We start from the raw sequence: 12,885 nt of genomic DNA, 5'->3' as shown, positions 1-12,885 counted from the left end.
GCCCAGGGCGTAGCCGCCCGCCGCGAGGGCGACGCCGGTGACGATCGCCCCGGCGCGTCCGGCGCCGCCGGGGCGGCCGAGCAGGGCGTCGCGCAGCCCGCGCAGGACGCCGGAGGGCAGGACCCGGGTCGTGTAGCGCCGTTCGGACTCCAGGCCCTTCCCCGCGCCGACGCTCCGGGCGACCAGCGCCTTGGAGAGGCCCTCGGCGTAGACCCGGGTGCGGAAGTAGCCGAAGCGTTCGCGGGTGGCGGGCACCTTGTGGTGGATGACGGCCCGGTCGTCGAGGAGGAGAACCGCGTCGGGCAGCGCCTTGGAGAGCCGGATGCACAGCTCGGTCTCCTCGCCGCCGAGGGGCCGCCGGGTGCCGTCCCTGCCGATGCCGGTGGCGAAGCCGCCCGCCGCGTCGAAGGCGGTACGGCGGAAGGAGGCGTTGCCGCCGAGGACGTTGCGGACCGGGACCCGGCCCTGCGGCAGCCCCCGGTAGGTGCAGCCGACGACCCAGTCGAACTCCTCGGGGAACCAGCCGGGGCGCCGTCCGGAGGCCCAGGCGGGCAGGGTCCGGCCGCCGACGGCCATGACCCGGGGGTCGTCGTAGGCGGCGGCGAAGTGGCGCAGCCAGTCCCGCTCGGCGACGGCGTCGTCGTCGAGGAAGGCGACGAACGCGCCCCGGGCGGCGGCGATCCCGGTGTTGCGGCCCGCGGAGAGCCCCCGGGGCCCCGCGTTGGCGAGCACCCGGACCTCTCCGTCGAGCCGCCGCGCGTACTCCTCGGCCAGCCGGGCGCGCAGCCGCTCGTTGTGGTCGACCACGAGGAGCGTCTCAAGGGGCGGGAGCGACTGCCTCCGTACGGAGTCGACGGCGGCGAGGGTGTCCTCCCAGCGCTCCTCCGTGTAGGCGCAGATCACCACGGAGAATCCGGGCGGGGCCGTGCGGTCGTTCAAGACGCTTCCCCCCGGGGGACGTTCACGGAGAAGGGGGCGGGGCGGCGGCGGTCCGCCTTGCCGACGGACTTCTCCTTGAGGATGACCTTGAGGACGCGGATCCCGTCCCGTACGGCGTTGAGGTTGCTGACCCCGTGGATGCGCAGGTATTCGTGGCTCGGCACCTCCTGCACCTTGAGACCGGCTTTGACGACCCGGATGTTGATGAGGGTCTCGATCTCGAAGCCGGTGCAGTCGAGGGTGATCTTGTCGAGGCAGTGGCGCCAGAAGGCGTTGTAGCCGTAGCAGAGGTCGGTGTAGCGGGCGCCGAACTTGCGGTTGACCAGGGTGCACAGGGCCCAGTTGCCGAGTCTGCGGATGGGCGTCATGTCGTCGGTGCCGCCGCCGTTGGCGAAGCGGGAGCCCTTGGCGAAGTCGGCGCCGCCGACGAGGGCGGAGACATAGGAGACGATCTCCTGTCCGTCGGCCGAGCCGTCCGCGTCGACCATGACGATGATGTCCCCGGTGCACGCGGCGAATCCGCTGATCAGCGCGTCGCCCTTGCCCTTGCCGACCTGCTTGACGACCTTCACGTCCGGCCAGTGCGCCCGAGCGACGTCCACGGTGTCGTCGGTCGAATTCCCGTCGACGAGAACGACTTCGTGAATCCAGTCCGGAAGCGTCCGGAAGACGTACGGAAGATTTTCCGCCTCGTTCATCGCGGGAATGACGACGCTGACCGGTGGGGTGATCGCCAAATGCGAGGTGATCGCCCGGTACCGGGTGGATATTCGAATCGGCTCGGTCAATTCTCGACCCGTGACGGTGGGGTGCGGGAACGAGCTCATGGGTCTTTTCCCTCTCGTCCGGTGGACCGCCCAGCCCTTGGGCGGTCCGATGGCGTGTCCGGTTCGAAAGGGGGGTGTTCGCCGGCCCCTCGACGGGAGCAACCCTCTTGAGGGATCGGCGAGTTGGCATCTTCGGCCGCGCGGCATCCATGATCCGGCGCACCTTCGGACATCGGTCACGGCACCCCCCTACCGCGCCCCGCCCCGGGGACCGCCGGCGACGCCGGAGCCCTCCCCTGAGCCGCCTTCGCGCGATGGATCCGGTGCGGGTGAGATGAACGACGGTATTGACGAGGGGGACTGTATGACAAGTGCCCTACCGGTGACCCGCTTTTCCGTTATTTGGCGAAGCCTCTACGCGCGGTTGGGCAACCGGTCCGTCCGGATTCGGCCGGTCCGTTTTCTGCCGGGAGTGGAGGGAGGGGAGCGGGCTTCCGGGGTGCCCGGGGTGAATGTGCCCTGTTCGTACGGGAGTGCAGGGCGGTACCGGAATCTCCGCTTCCTGAACTGGCCGAAAAATGCCGTTTCCTGGCGATGACCGGAACATCTCCGTCCCCATCTTTGACATGAACACTTCCGGAGCGGCCGATCTGGTGCTACTATCTGGTAGCGCAGAGATCCTGCTACAGGGAGATTTCATGAGACTGCCTCGATTCACCGCCCTCTCCGCCGCGTTCCTCCTAGGCACCGTCCTCGCCCTCACCGGGGCGAGCGCCGCGCAGGCCGCAGGGACCGCCGCGATCGACTACGTGGCGCTTGGGGACTCGTACTCCTCCGGCGTCGGCGCCGGGAGCTACGACAGCGCCAGCGGCGACTGCAAGCGCTCCACGAACGCGTACCCGGTGCTGTGGAAGAACGCGAACGCCCCCGCCTCGTTCGCTTTCACCGCCTGCTCGGGCGCCCGAACGGGTGATGTCACCGCGAATCAGCTCGGACCCCTCTCGGCCGCCACCGACCTGGTCTCCATCACGATCGGGGGAAATGACGCCGGATTCGCGGACGTCATGACCACCTGTGTGCTTCAGTCCGAGGCCACCTGCGTCAGCCGAGTGAATCAGGCCAAGAGTTACGTGGACTCCACGCTCCCCGGCAAGCTCGACGCGGTCTACAACGCCATCCGCGCCAAGGCGCCCTCCGCCCGCGTCGTCGTCCTCGGCTACCCGCGCTTCTACCAGCTCGGCGGCAGCTGCATCGCCGGTCTGAGCGAGGCCGAGCGCAGCGCCATCAACGGCGCCTCCGACTACCTCAACACCGCCGTCGCCAAGCGCGCGGCCAACCACGGCTTCGCCTTCGCCAGCGTCGTCCCCGCCTTCACCGGCCACGAGATCTGCTCCGGCTCCGCCTGGCTGCACAGCGTCAACTGGCTCAACATCGGGGAGTCCTACCACCCGACCACCGCCGGCCAGTCGGGCGGCTACCTGCCGGCCTTCAGGAACGCGGCCTGACCCTCCCGTCGACCGAGGAGCGCCGGACCCGGAGGGACACCCCTCCGGGGCCCGGCGCTCCACCGGCCGTGCGAGGCCACACGAGCCGGGCGTTCGCGGCCCACTCGCCTCAGGGGCGGGCGCGGCGATCCTTCCCCCTCGGGGAGGGGCGCGGCGATGCCCCCCCAGGGGGCGGGCGCTACGAGAGGCCCGGCCCCGGCCCCGGCCTCATCCCCGTACCGCCTGATACACCAGCACCCCCGCGATCAGCAGCACGCCGACGAGACCGGCCAGGAGGACGAGTGCCCGGCGCGGGCCGCGAGGTCCGGGGGTCCCGGGCGCACCACCCGGGGGCGGGCCGGGGTCGCCCGACGGGCCCCCACCTCTCCGCGCCGCCTCCTCGTCGTCCTCAAGGGCCGCCCCGCCGCTCCGGGACCTTCCCTCCGGCCCGGCGCCCGGGGCCCCTTGGCCGGCGGGCGGCTGCGGCGTCCCGCCCGCCGCCAGACGGCGCAGTTCCTCCTCGATCCCGTCCGCCGTCGGGAGTGGACGCCCGGGGGCCGGATTCCGCACCTCCTCGACCAGGTCTCCCAGCGCCCCGCCCCAGGCGCCCGTCCCGCCCATGGCCTCCGCGAGGAGTTCCGCCACCGACCGCAGCTCCTCCTCCGGTCCGGGGCCGTCCTCCGGAGCCGTACCGAAGCCCGTCACGACGATCCGCCCGTCATTGGCGAGAAGGACGTGTCCCGGCTCCACGCCCCGGTGCGGGACCCCCACAGCGCGCGCCGCCCGCAGCGCCCCGAGGACCTCCGTGCCGATCCGCGCCGCCTCGCGCGGCGGCGGCGAGCCCGCCGCCTCCAGCGTCTCGGCGAGAGTGAGCCCGCGCACCAGCTCCGTCACCGGCCATGGCCGGCCGTCCTCGACGACCACGTCGAGGGTCCGTACGACCGAGGGGTGCGAGATCCGGGCGGCGGCACGTGCCGCGCGCTCCCGGCGCGCGTACAGAGAGGACAGCCCGGCGGCGGAGAGCCCGGCCGGTGCGCGGAACTCCTTCAGCGCCACCTCGTGGCCGTCCGCCGTGTCGACGGCGCGCCACACGGTGCCGGTCGCCCCCTCGGCGAGGACGTCCAGAAGCCGGTAACGACCCGCGATCACCGTCATGGGGTCACCGTAGCCCGCGCGGGACCGCCCGAAACCCGGCCGGGCGCCGGGAATCCCCCGAGCCGCCCTGGTGGCGGAGATCACACCCACCCGGGTCTCCGCAAGGGCGCACACCAAGGGCAGGATGGATGCCGAAGGTTCGGAAAGTGCTCGATCCCTGTCCTTTCCCGTTCGGCCCTGGCCAGTCCTGCTCAACTCTGTCTGGAGTATCCCGAAATCAACGGGATGCAGACGGTGTCCTCCGGTGCCGTCGGCCCTCCGCCGACGCGCGGTGAACCATGCCGCTGGAATACACGGGTGTCACGGCGGGAGCGATAGGGTTAACCTGCCCTGGGTCGGGTGCCCTTGTACGGGTGGGGAGTGACATGGAACAGATAGCAATGCGCAGGCCGCGAGTGCCTGCCATCAACTGCGGGAGCAGCGCGACCAGTTCGCGGCTCGACCGCCATCTCGCGGTGCTCGGCGGACCCGCCGTGCCCCAGCGCGAGGCGGCCGAGGCGACCCTGCTGATGCGGGAGCTGACGACACGTACGCCCGAGGCACCGGTGCATGGACACCGCAGCCGCAGCGCCCGGGTCTCGCTCTTCGCCCCGCTCCGCCGCCTTCGCCGCTCCCTCTTCGGAACGCGCCGCTGACGGTCGGGCGCACCGGGCGCGCGTGACCCCGAGGTTCCCGCCCGCTCCCGCCCGGCCGCCCCGTCCCCGTACGAATCCGCCGACAGCGACAGCGCCGGACGTGTCCCCGCCCGTCCGGCGCTTCGTCGTGCCCGCGTCCCCGCCCCGAGAGCGGCTCAGGCGACCACTCCCGCCCGCCTGAGCCGCGCCACCTCCGCCTCCGGCACCCCGAGACCCGCGAGGACCGTGTCCGTGTCCTGCCCGAGCGCCGGAATCCGGTCCATCCGGGGCTCCTGCGCGTCCGGGAAGACGATCGGCGGCAGCAGCGCGCGCAGCGGACCCACCGGGGACTCCACCTCCCGCCAGCGGTCACGGGCCGTCAGCTGCGGATGGTCCGCGAGGTCAGCGACCGAGTTGAGCCGGGCGCAGGCGATGCCCGCCGCCTCCAGCCGCGCCAGCGCCTCGGGGGCCGTCAGCGGGGCCAGCGCCGCCGCGACCGCCGTGTCCGTCGCGGTCCGCCCCGCCACCCGGGCCGCGTTCGTCGCGAAAGCCGGGTCCTCCGCCAGCTCCGGCCGCCCGAGGACCTGTTCGGCGAGCCGCCGCCACTCCCGGTCGTTCTGCACGGAGAGCAGCACCAGACCGCCGTCGGCCGTCGGATAAGCGTCGTACGGGGCGATCACCGTGTGCGCGAGCCCGGTGCGCGCCGGGGGTGTGCCCCCGTGCATCCCGTGGTGCAACGGATGCCCCATCCACTCGGCGAGCGAGTCCAGCAGGGAGACCAGCACCGGGCCGCCCCGACCGGTCGTCCCACGCCGGACCAGGGCGGCGAGAACCCCCGAGAAGGCGTACATGCCGGCCGCGATGTCGGCCGCCGGAATCCCCGCCTTGACCGGCCGCTCCGGAGTCCCGGTCACCGACACCAGCCCCGCTTCGCACTGGACGAGCATGTCGTACGCCCGCTTCCCCGCGTACGGGCCCTCGGCCCCGTAGCCGGAGACGTCCACCGCGATCAGCCTCGGGTGCGCGGCGCACAGGGCGGCGGCATCGAGCCCGAGCCGGGCCGCCGCGCCCACGGCGAGGTTCTGCACGAAGACATCGGCTCCGGCCACGAGCCGGTGCGCGAGCACCCGGCCCCTGGGGTCCTTGAGGTCGATCGCCACCGACTCCTTCCCCCGGTTGCACCAGACGAAGTGGGAGGCGAGGCCCCGGGCGGCGGTGTCGTACCCCCGCGCGAAGTCACCGCCGTCGGGACGCTCGATCTTCACGACGCGGGCGCCGAGGTCGGCGAGCTGCCGGGTGGCGAAAGGGGCGGCGACGGCCTGCTCGACGGCGACGACCGTGATCCCTTCGAGAGGGAGTGGCTGCATGCTCATGGCAGCCTTGCCTACCGTGCCGGGCCCGCCGGTGTCACCGGGGCCCACGTCACATCGACGGCCGGGCGGGGCCTTTCGTACGGGTGGCGGCGGGGAGGGCCGTGTCGTACGGGCCGGGCGGAGCGGCCGTCCGGGGCGGCGGCCGTGCGGGGCTGCCGCACGAGTGACGGCGCCGTACGAGTGGCGGTGCCGTCCGGCTCCCGTGATCACAGCAGCATGAACTGTCCCTCCGGGCCCTCCTCCTGATGGTCCAGCACGGACGCGGGGCGGCGGGTGCCGGGCGGTGGGGGCAGGACGCCCGCCGTCCGCAGGTCCTCCAGGCCGCCGCGCTCCGCCGTGAAGGGGGCGCGCTCCGCCTCCCGGGCGCCGAGCAGCGCGAGCGTCGTGACCAGGTCGAGCAGCTCCGAGGTCCACTCCTGCGGCCAGGACTCCGGCCCGATCGCGTCCAGCGTGCCCGGTTCGGGACGGGCCGTGCGGCGTGCGAACCAGCGCTCCAGGACCCGCACCCCACCCGCCCTGAACTCCCACGCCGCCACGGGGACCGGCGACAGACGCCCCTCGCCGAGCCGCAGCACCTCGTCCTCGGGCTCGTACGCCAGCGTCCGCGGCCACGCCGGGACCGCCGCCCGCACATACGGCCGCCGCCCGCCCGGCAGCCGAGGTCTCGTCCCGCTCAGGGCGCCCCGCGTCTGGACGTCCACGAGGTCCCGGCCGAGGGCCACGCCCGCCGCCCAGACCTCCGGGTCCCCGGGCAGCGGGACCCGGCATCCGGCGGGGGAGGGCAGGGCCGCCGCCACCGTCCACGCGAGCCACTCCCGGGCGTCGACCTCGCGCCCGTACCGCGCCCCGAGGAAGGCGAGGAGACCCGGCGCCACATTGGGCTCCCTGCCGTCGGGGCGCCGGAACAGGGGCCGGATGCGGCCCGGCCGCCCGGCGGCGGAGCGGCCCTCCGGCAGCGCGCCCGTCACCAGGAGGGCGGGGCCCGAGGCGCCGGGCACGTACCCCTGCTCCACGGCGAAGAGCTGCGGCGGCCCCGCGACCCGCCACAGCTCCGGCCGCGCGGTGTCGATCAGCCGGTGGTCGGGCAGCAGCCACTGCTCGTCGAACGGCTCCCGTACGACCCTCACGGGCTCCGGACAGGGGCCGGGATCCCGAGACAGCCGGGCCGTCCCGGTGCGCCGGCCCGGCAGCGCGGCCACCGCGCTCGACGGGGTCCGCGCCCGGCTGGGCCGGAACAGGGCCTCCCGCTCGGCCCCCTCCGCGGAGGCCAGCCGGTCCCAGCGGGCGCGCAGGGTCCGCGCGTCCGGCGCCGCGATCCACGAGCGGCCGAAGCGCAACGGCGCGACGGACCACGGCATGAGGTCGTCGAGGAGGGGCGGGCCTTCGGCGCGCGCTCCGGGGGATTCCGTCACGCCCCGCATGCTAACGAGGGCGCTCCGTACGCTTCCACCACGCCCGCGCCCGCTACTGCGCCTCGACCGTCACCGTGAAGGAGAAGCGGTCGCCCCGGTAGCGGATGCGGGCCACGTCGACGACCCGGCCGCCCTCGTCGTAGGTCACGCCCGTGTAGTGCAGGATCGGGGAGAGCAGCGGCACCTGGAGCAGAGCCGCCGTCTCCGGGTCGGCCAGGCGCGCCTCGACCGTGTCCGTGATGCGGCTGATCCGCACCCCGACGACATCCCGGAGGATCTTCGTCATCGGCCAGCGCTCCAGATCGGCCGGGTCGATCGAGGCGGCCACCTCGGGAAGCACCGCGTTCTCCGCCCAGTTGGTCGGCTCGTCGCTCTCGCCGTCCCGGCGCAGCCGCCGGTACGCCATGACCTCCGGCACCCCGGGGAAGTGCTCCGCGATCTCCCCGGGCACCGGCTCCGCGCCGTGCCCGAGGACCGTCGTCCGCTCGCCCGACTGCTGGGCCACGATCGCGTCGATCGAGCCGAGCAGCCGGCGCGGGGTGGACCGCCGGGCGCCCGGCTCGATGAACGTCCCGCGCCGCCGGTGCCTGCTGATCAGGCCCTCCTGCTCCAGCTCCTTGAGCGCCTGGCGCATGGTCAGGACGCTCACGCCGTAGTGGGCGGCCAACTGCTCCTCGGTGGGCAGGCGCAGCGAGGCGTCGGGCGCGCGGCCCAGTATCGAGGCACGCAGCGACTGCGAGACCTGATACCAGAGCGGCAGCTTGCGGTTCAGGACCAGGGAGTCGGGGGCGAAGGCGGTCACGGGGTCTCCGTACGGTGGCTACGGTCTTCCGGCCGGACACTACGGCCGGAAGTGGCGCTCCAGACCCTGCCACACGTCGTCGTACCCCTTTTGCAGATGGTCGGCTTCCGCCGCCTGCGGGGTCGGGACGATCGGCCAGCGGGTCTCGAACATGAAGGCAAGACCGTCGTCGATCTTCTGCGGGCGCAGCTCGGCGGCGCTGGCCTTGTCGAAGGTCTCCCGGTCGGGGCCGTGCGCCGACATCATGTTGTGCAGGGAGCCGCCGCCCGGCACGAAACCCCCCTTGCCGGCTGCCTTGGCGTCGTAGGCGCCCTCGATCAGGCCCATGTACTCGCTCATCACATTGCGGTGGAAGTACGGCGGCCGGAACGTGTCCTCGCCGACCAGCCAGCGCGGCGCGAAGACCACGAAGTCCACGCCCGCGAGCCCCGGGGTGTCGGTGGGCGCGGTCAGGACGGTGAAGATCGACGGGTCCGGGTGGTCGTACGAGATCGTCCCGATGACGTTGAAACGGCTCAGGTCGTACACGTACGGGGTGTGGTTGCCGTGCCAGGCGACCACGTCGAGCGGGGAGTGGGAGTACGTCGCCGACCAGAGGTTGCCGCAGTACTTGTTGACGACCTCGACCGGGCCCTCGACATCCTCGTACGCGGCGACCGGCGCCCGGAAGTCACGGGCGTTGGCCAGACCGTTGGCGCCGATCGGGCCGAGGTCGGGCAGTTGGAACGGCGCCCCGTGGTTCTCGCAGACGTAGCCGCGCGCGGTCTCGTCGAGCAGCTCGACCCGGAACCGGACCCCGCGCGGGATCAGCGCGATCTCGCCGGGGCGGACCGCGAGCAGGCCCAGCTCGGTCCGGAGCAGCAGTCCGCCCCGCTCGGGCACGATCAGCAGCTCGCCGTCGGAGTCGCCGAAGACCCGCTTCATGGAGGCGTTGGCGTGGTAGAGGTGCACGGCCATGCCGGTCCGCTGGGCCGCGTCGCCGTTTCCGCCGAGGGTCCACAGACCGGCCAGCCAGTCCGTCCCGGGGGCGGGCTCGGGCAGCGGGTTCCAGCGCAGCCGGTTGGGGTCGGGCACGGTCTCGGTGAACGGCGTCCCGCGCAGGGTGCCGCTGTCGATCCGGGTGTACGGCGGGTGCGCTGCCGAGGGGCGGATGCGGTAGAGCCACGAGCGGCGGTTGTGCGCCCGGGGTTCGGTGAACGCGCTGCCGCTCAGCTGCTCGGCGTAGAGCCCCAGCGGCGCGCGCTGTGGCGAGTTCCGGCCGTCCGGCAGCGCCCCGGGGACCGCCTCCGAGCTGTGCTCGTTGCCGAAACCCGTGAGGTATCCGAGCGTCTCGGCCGTCTTCCTGGCCTGCTCCGTGGTCATCGCCCGCTCCTGTCCTGAGCCCTCGAAAGGAATCCTATGGGAGACCGTAGGATTCCGCGCGCCGTCCGTCAACGGGGCGTGCGGGGAAAGGAGCCCGGAAGTCGGGGAGGGGTGCGATCGGGGTCCGGAGGTGGGCGGCGCCTCGTCCTCCGGTGCCGGAGGGTGGGGAGGGCCCGCGTAGGAGTGTGTTCGGGGCCGGGGTGGGGTCCGGAGGCCCGTGCGGGTGTGTGCGTTCGGGGTCAGGGTCGGGGCGGGGCTCGGGGAGGCTCGTACGGGGGGAGCACGTTCGGGCTCGGGTCGGGGTCCGGGGAGGCCCCGTACGGGAGCATGTTCGGGGCTGATGGCCCTCCCGCTGCCTTCGGCCGGAGCGGCATCATGGTCCCCGTGCATCGGACGCGCCCCCAGACCCCGCCCGCCCTCCGCCGTGCCCCCGTGCAGCAGCGCAGTGCCGAGCGGCTCGCCCGGATCCTCGACGCCTGCGCCGTACTCCTCGACGAGACGGGGTACGAGCAGCTGAGCACCCGTGCCGTCGCCGGGCGCGCCGGGGTCCCCATCGGCTCCGTCTACCGCTTCTTCGGCAACAAGCGGGCGATGGTCGCCGCCCTCGCCCACCGCAACCTGGACGAGTACGCCCGGCGGGTCTCCGACCGGCTCGCCGCGACCCCGCTCCTCGACGCGTACGGGGCCATCGACGGAGTCCTGGACGAGTTCATCGCGATGAAGCGGACGGTTCCGGGCTTCGCCCTCGTCGACTTCGGGGTGCCCGCGCCTGCGCCGGGCGAGAGCGGCGGAGGCGCCGGGTCGGCGGGAGTCGCCGGATCGGGGGAGGGGGCCGGGCGGTCCGGGGTCGCCGCGCCGGAGGAGGGCGCCAGCTGGGCCGGGGTCGCCGCGCCGGACGGTCGCGCGGAACGGACTGGGGGTGCCGGAGTCGGAGCCGGGGCCGGGGCCGGGGCTGGGGCCGGGATCGAGGCCGGGATCGGGGTGGCGTCCGTGCCCGAGCCCGAGCCTGAGGCCGGGTCTGTGCCTGGGGCGGCATCCGTACCCGTGTCCGCGCCCGTGCCCCGCCCGGCGTCCGCGTCCGTATCCGACCCCGACCCCGTGTCCGTGTCCGGCCCGGCGTCCGCGTCCGTATCCGACCCCGACCCCGAGTCCGTGTCCGGCCCGGCGTCCGCGCCCGACCCCGCCCCCACGTCCAGAGGCGGCATGGACGACCCCAACCGCATGGTCGCCGAGCGGATCTGCGTTCTGCTCGCGGCCCATCTGGACCGGCCCGACGACGAGGAGTTGCGCCGCAAGATCCTGGTCGGGGTCGAGACCGCCGACGCCCTCGTCCGGCTGGCCTTCCGTGTCGACCCCGTCGGCGACCCCGCCCTCGTCGACGAGACCCGCCTGCTGCTCTACGCGTACCTCGCACCCTCCCTCTCCGCGCCCCGCCCGCCGTCCTGACCCGGCCTCAGGGGGCCTTCGGGGCAAGGCCGCAGCTCCTGTCCCGAGGGCGCCCCCGGCGCCGGACGCGCTCCCCGGTAAGGGAGCCGTGCCCGCAGGCCCTGTCTGCGCCGGACGGGCGACTTCGGCGAGCGGCGCGGGCATGTCGCCACCCTCCGTAATAAATCCGTGACAGATAGTCCGATTATCGGCTCATCTGTCCGACTCTTGCTCTTCGGAGGACCCGCATGACATCCCGTACCATCCGTGCCCTCGCCTCGACCACCGCCGCCGCACTCGCGTTCGGCGGTCTCTCGCTGGCGGGCGCGCCGACCGCTTACGCTGCCCCCGGCGACAACGGGGACGTGAAGATCCACAAGGTCGGCACCCCCTATGGCGACCCCAAGGACGAGACCAGAGTCTGCTCGTTCTACCTCGTGGCCGTCGGCTTTGACGTGCTCCAGCAGGTCAGCTGGGAGATCCTGCCGCAGGCCAAGGTCGCCGCCCAGCTCAGCGGCAACATCTCGCTGGAGATCGGCGCGGGCCACACCGCCCCGCTGACCCTGCCCAACGGCCAGTACAAGCTCGAATGGAGCTTCCTGGGAGAGACCGGGAACGCCAGGCAGAAGGTCTTCACGGTCGACTGCGGCGGCGTCGGCCTTCCGCACAAGCCCCCGCACGGCCCGGTCGGCGCGGGCGGTGGCGGCAGCGCCGAGATCGCCGCCGACGACTCCTCCGCCTTCGGCATCGGGACCGCCGTCGCCGCCGGTCTCGCCGGACTCACCGGTCTCGTCCTGATCCGCCGCTCGCGCCGCCGCGACGATGGCGCCGCGTAGGCCGGGTCCTGTGGCCAGGTCCGGGGCGGCGAGTGCCGGGTCCGGGGTGGCGAGTGCCAGGTCTGGGGTGGCGAGCGCCAGGCCCCGGGTGGCGAGTGCCGGGTGTGGGGTGGCGGGTGTCCGTGCCGGAGTGGGCGGCCCCCCGTCCGGGTGGGGCGGTACCCGTGCCGGGGCGGGAAGCACCCGGTCCGGGGCCGGGGGCGCCGATGCCGGGGTCGCCGGTGTCCGTCCCGGGTTGGCGAGCGCTCGCGCCGGAGTGGGCGGTGCCCGCGCCGGAGTGGGCGGCGTCCCGTCCGGGTCGGGCGGTACCCGTGCCGGAGTGGGTACCGCCCACCCCGGGGCAGGCGCTGCCCGTGGCGGACGGGGCGAGCCCGGTGCGCGTCGAAGGGCTCGGCCCCCTTCCCCCCGTCTCCTGCGTCGAAGGCGGCGTCTCTTCCGGCTCCTGAGGACCGTGGCCCTCGCCGCGGCCCTGGTGAGCGGTGGCCTCTGGTGGACCGGGGGCGAGGCGCCGGCCGGACAGTCGCCGTCCCTCGCCACCGCTTCCGCGCAGGTGGGAGCGGCGGCGGCCGGGGCGCCCGCCGGGCGAGCGGTGGCCTCTGGTGGACCGGGGGCGAGGCGCCGGCCGGACAGTCGCCGTCCCTCGCCACCGCTTCCGCGCAGGTGGGAGCGGCGGCGGCCGGGGCGCCCGCCGGGCTCGACCGGGCGGCGGGCGCCGG

Annotated in this window: 11 protein-coding genes and 2 pseudogenes; 6 read left to right on the top strand and 7 right to left on the bottom strand. The window is 73.9% G+C overall.

Annotated features, from left to right (window positions below):
* A partial coding sequence (locus BU197_RS17520; RefSeq protein ID WP_188269219.1) for a glycosyltransferase family 2 protein occupies window positions 1-939 on the bottom strand: 939 nt, incomplete at its 3' end.
* On the bottom strand, window positions 936-1,766 hold the full coding sequence (locus BU197_RS17515; RefSeq protein ID WP_188269218.1) for a glycosyltransferase family 2 protein: 831 nt from the start codon (window positions 1,764-1,766) through the stop codon (window positions 936-938). The genes BU197_RS17520 and BU197_RS17515, both read right to left, overlap by 4 nt.
* 638 nt (window positions 1,767-2,404) lie before the next feature.
* Between BU197_RS17515 and BU197_RS17510 the strand changes: the two genes are divergently transcribed.
* Window positions 2,405-3,211 carry an SGNH/GDSL hydrolase family protein gene (locus BU197_RS17510; RefSeq protein ID WP_188269217.1) on the top strand — a complete coding sequence of 269 codons (807 nt, stop codon included), beginning with the start codon at window positions 2,405-2,407 and terminating at the stop codon, window positions 3,209-3,211.
* Window positions 3,212-3,418: 207 nt separating this feature from the next.
* Here the strand turns inward: BU197_RS17510 and BU197_RS17505 are convergent, their stop codons facing one another.
* Complete coding sequence (locus BU197_RS17505; protein WP_188269216.1) at window positions 3,419-4,345, bottom strand: protein kinase domain-containing protein; 927 nt, start codon at window positions 4,343-4,345, stop codon at window positions 3,419-3,421.
* Window positions 4,346-4,710: 365 nt separating this feature from the next.
* Here BU197_RS17505 and BU197_RS17500 point away from each other — a divergent pair, with 365 nt between their 5' ends.
* Complete coding sequence (locus tag BU197_RS17500) at window positions 4,711-4,980, top strand: hypothetical protein (RefSeq protein ID WP_188269215.1); 270 nt, start codon at window positions 4,711-4,713, stop codon at window positions 4,978-4,980.
* 155 nt (window positions 4,981-5,135) lie between these two features.
* Here BU197_RS17500 and BU197_RS17495 read toward each other — a convergent pair whose 3' ends face one another.
* The 4 genes from BU197_RS17495 to hmgA form a co-directional block, all read right to left on the bottom strand.
* The gene (locus tag BU197_RS17495; RefSeq protein WP_188269214.1) at window positions 5,136-6,332 is read right to left on the bottom strand and encodes a CaiB/BaiF CoA transferase family protein; all 1,197 of its coding nucleotides are present in this window, start codon (window positions 6,330-6,332) and stop codon (window positions 5,136-5,138) included.
* A gap of 206 nt (window positions 6,333-6,538) precedes the next feature.
* Window positions 6,539-7,753: a type ISP restriction/modification enzyme gene (locus tag BU197_RS17490; protein ID WP_188269213.1), complete on the bottom strand. Its 1,215-nt coding sequence runs from the start codon at window positions 7,751-7,753 to the stop codon at window positions 6,539-6,541.
* A gap of 43 nt (window positions 7,754-7,796) precedes the next feature.
* The gene (locus BU197_RS17485; protein ID WP_188269212.1) at window positions 7,797-8,546 is read right to left on the bottom strand and encodes a GntR family transcriptional regulator; all 750 of its coding nucleotides are present in this window, start codon (window positions 8,544-8,546) and stop codon (window positions 7,797-7,799) included.
* A gap of 39 nt (window positions 8,547-8,585) precedes the next feature.
* Window positions 8,586-9,908, bottom strand: a complete 1,323-nt coding sequence (gene hmgA, locus BU197_RS17480) for a homogentisate 1,2-dioxygenase (RefSeq protein ID WP_188269211.1) — start codon at window positions 9,906-9,908, stop codon at window positions 8,586-8,588.
* 375 nt (window positions 9,909-10,283) lie between these two features.
* On the opposite strand from hmgA, the pseudogene BU197_RS17475 reads away from it, so the two are divergent.
* The 4 genes and pseudogenes from BU197_RS17475 to BU197_RS30550 all read left to right on the top strand — a co-directional run.
* Window positions 10,284-10,679 (top strand): annotated as a pseudogene (locus BU197_RS17475) (TetR/AcrR family transcriptional regulator); the annotation flags it as partial.
* A gap of 432 nt (window positions 10,680-11,111) precedes the next feature.
* Window positions 11,112-11,354 (top strand): hypothetical protein, encoded by a 243-nt coding sequence (locus BU197_RS17470; RefSeq protein WP_188269220.1) that lies wholly within the window; start codon window positions 11,112-11,114, stop codon window positions 11,352-11,354.
* Between the two features lie 227 nt (window positions 11,355-11,581).
* Window positions 11,582-12,169: a hypothetical protein gene (locus BU197_RS17465; RefSeq protein WP_188269210.1), complete on the top strand. Its 588-nt coding sequence runs from the start codon at window positions 11,582-11,584 to the stop codon at window positions 12,167-12,169.
* 489 nt (window positions 12,170-12,658) lie between these two features.
* A pseudogene (locus tag BU197_RS30550) lies at window positions 12,659-12,885 on the top strand (hypothetical protein); the annotation flags it as partial.

The sequence above is a fragment of the Streptomyces sp. CBMA291 genome, assembly GCF_014596525.1.
Lineage (GTDB): Bacteria > Actinomycetota > Actinomycetes > Streptomycetales > Streptomycetaceae > Streptomyces.
This window is presented reverse-complemented; position numbering and strand designations above follow the sequence as displayed.

Coding starts and splice junctions, on each gene's coding strand:
- BU197_RS17515 (WP_188269218.1), bottom strand. CDS start 1,766: ATGAGCTCGTTCCCGCACCCCACCGTCACGGGTCGAGAATTGACCGAG.
- BU197_RS17510 (WP_188269217.1), top strand. CDS start 2,405: ATGAGACTGCCTCGATTCACCGCCCTCTCCGCCGCGTTCCTCCTAGGC.
- BU197_RS17505 (WP_188269216.1), bottom strand. CDS start 4,345: ATGACGGTGATCGCGGGTCGTTACCGGCTTCTGGACGTCCTCGCCGAG.
- BU197_RS17500 (WP_188269215.1), top strand. CDS start 4,711: ATGGAACAGATAGCAATGCGCAGGCCGCGAGTGCCTGCCATCAACTGC.
- BU197_RS17495 (WP_188269214.1), bottom strand. CDS start 6,332: ATGAGCATGCAGCCACTCCCTCTCGAAGGGATCACGGTCGTCGCCGTC.
- BU197_RS17490 (WP_188269213.1), bottom strand. CDS start 7,753: ATGCGGGGCGTGACGGAATCCCCCGGAGCGCGCGCCGAAGGCCCGCCC.
- hmgA (WP_188269211.1), bottom strand. CDS start 9,908: ATGACCACGGAGCAGGCCAGGAAGACGGCCGAGACGCTCGGATACCTC.
- BU197_RS17470 (WP_188269220.1), top strand. CDS start 11,112: ATGGACGACCCCAACCGCATGGTCGCCGAGCGGATCTGCGTTCTGCTC.
- BU197_RS17465 (WP_188269210.1), top strand. CDS start 11,582: ATGACATCCCGTACCATCCGTGCCCTCGCCTCGACCACCGCCGCCGCA.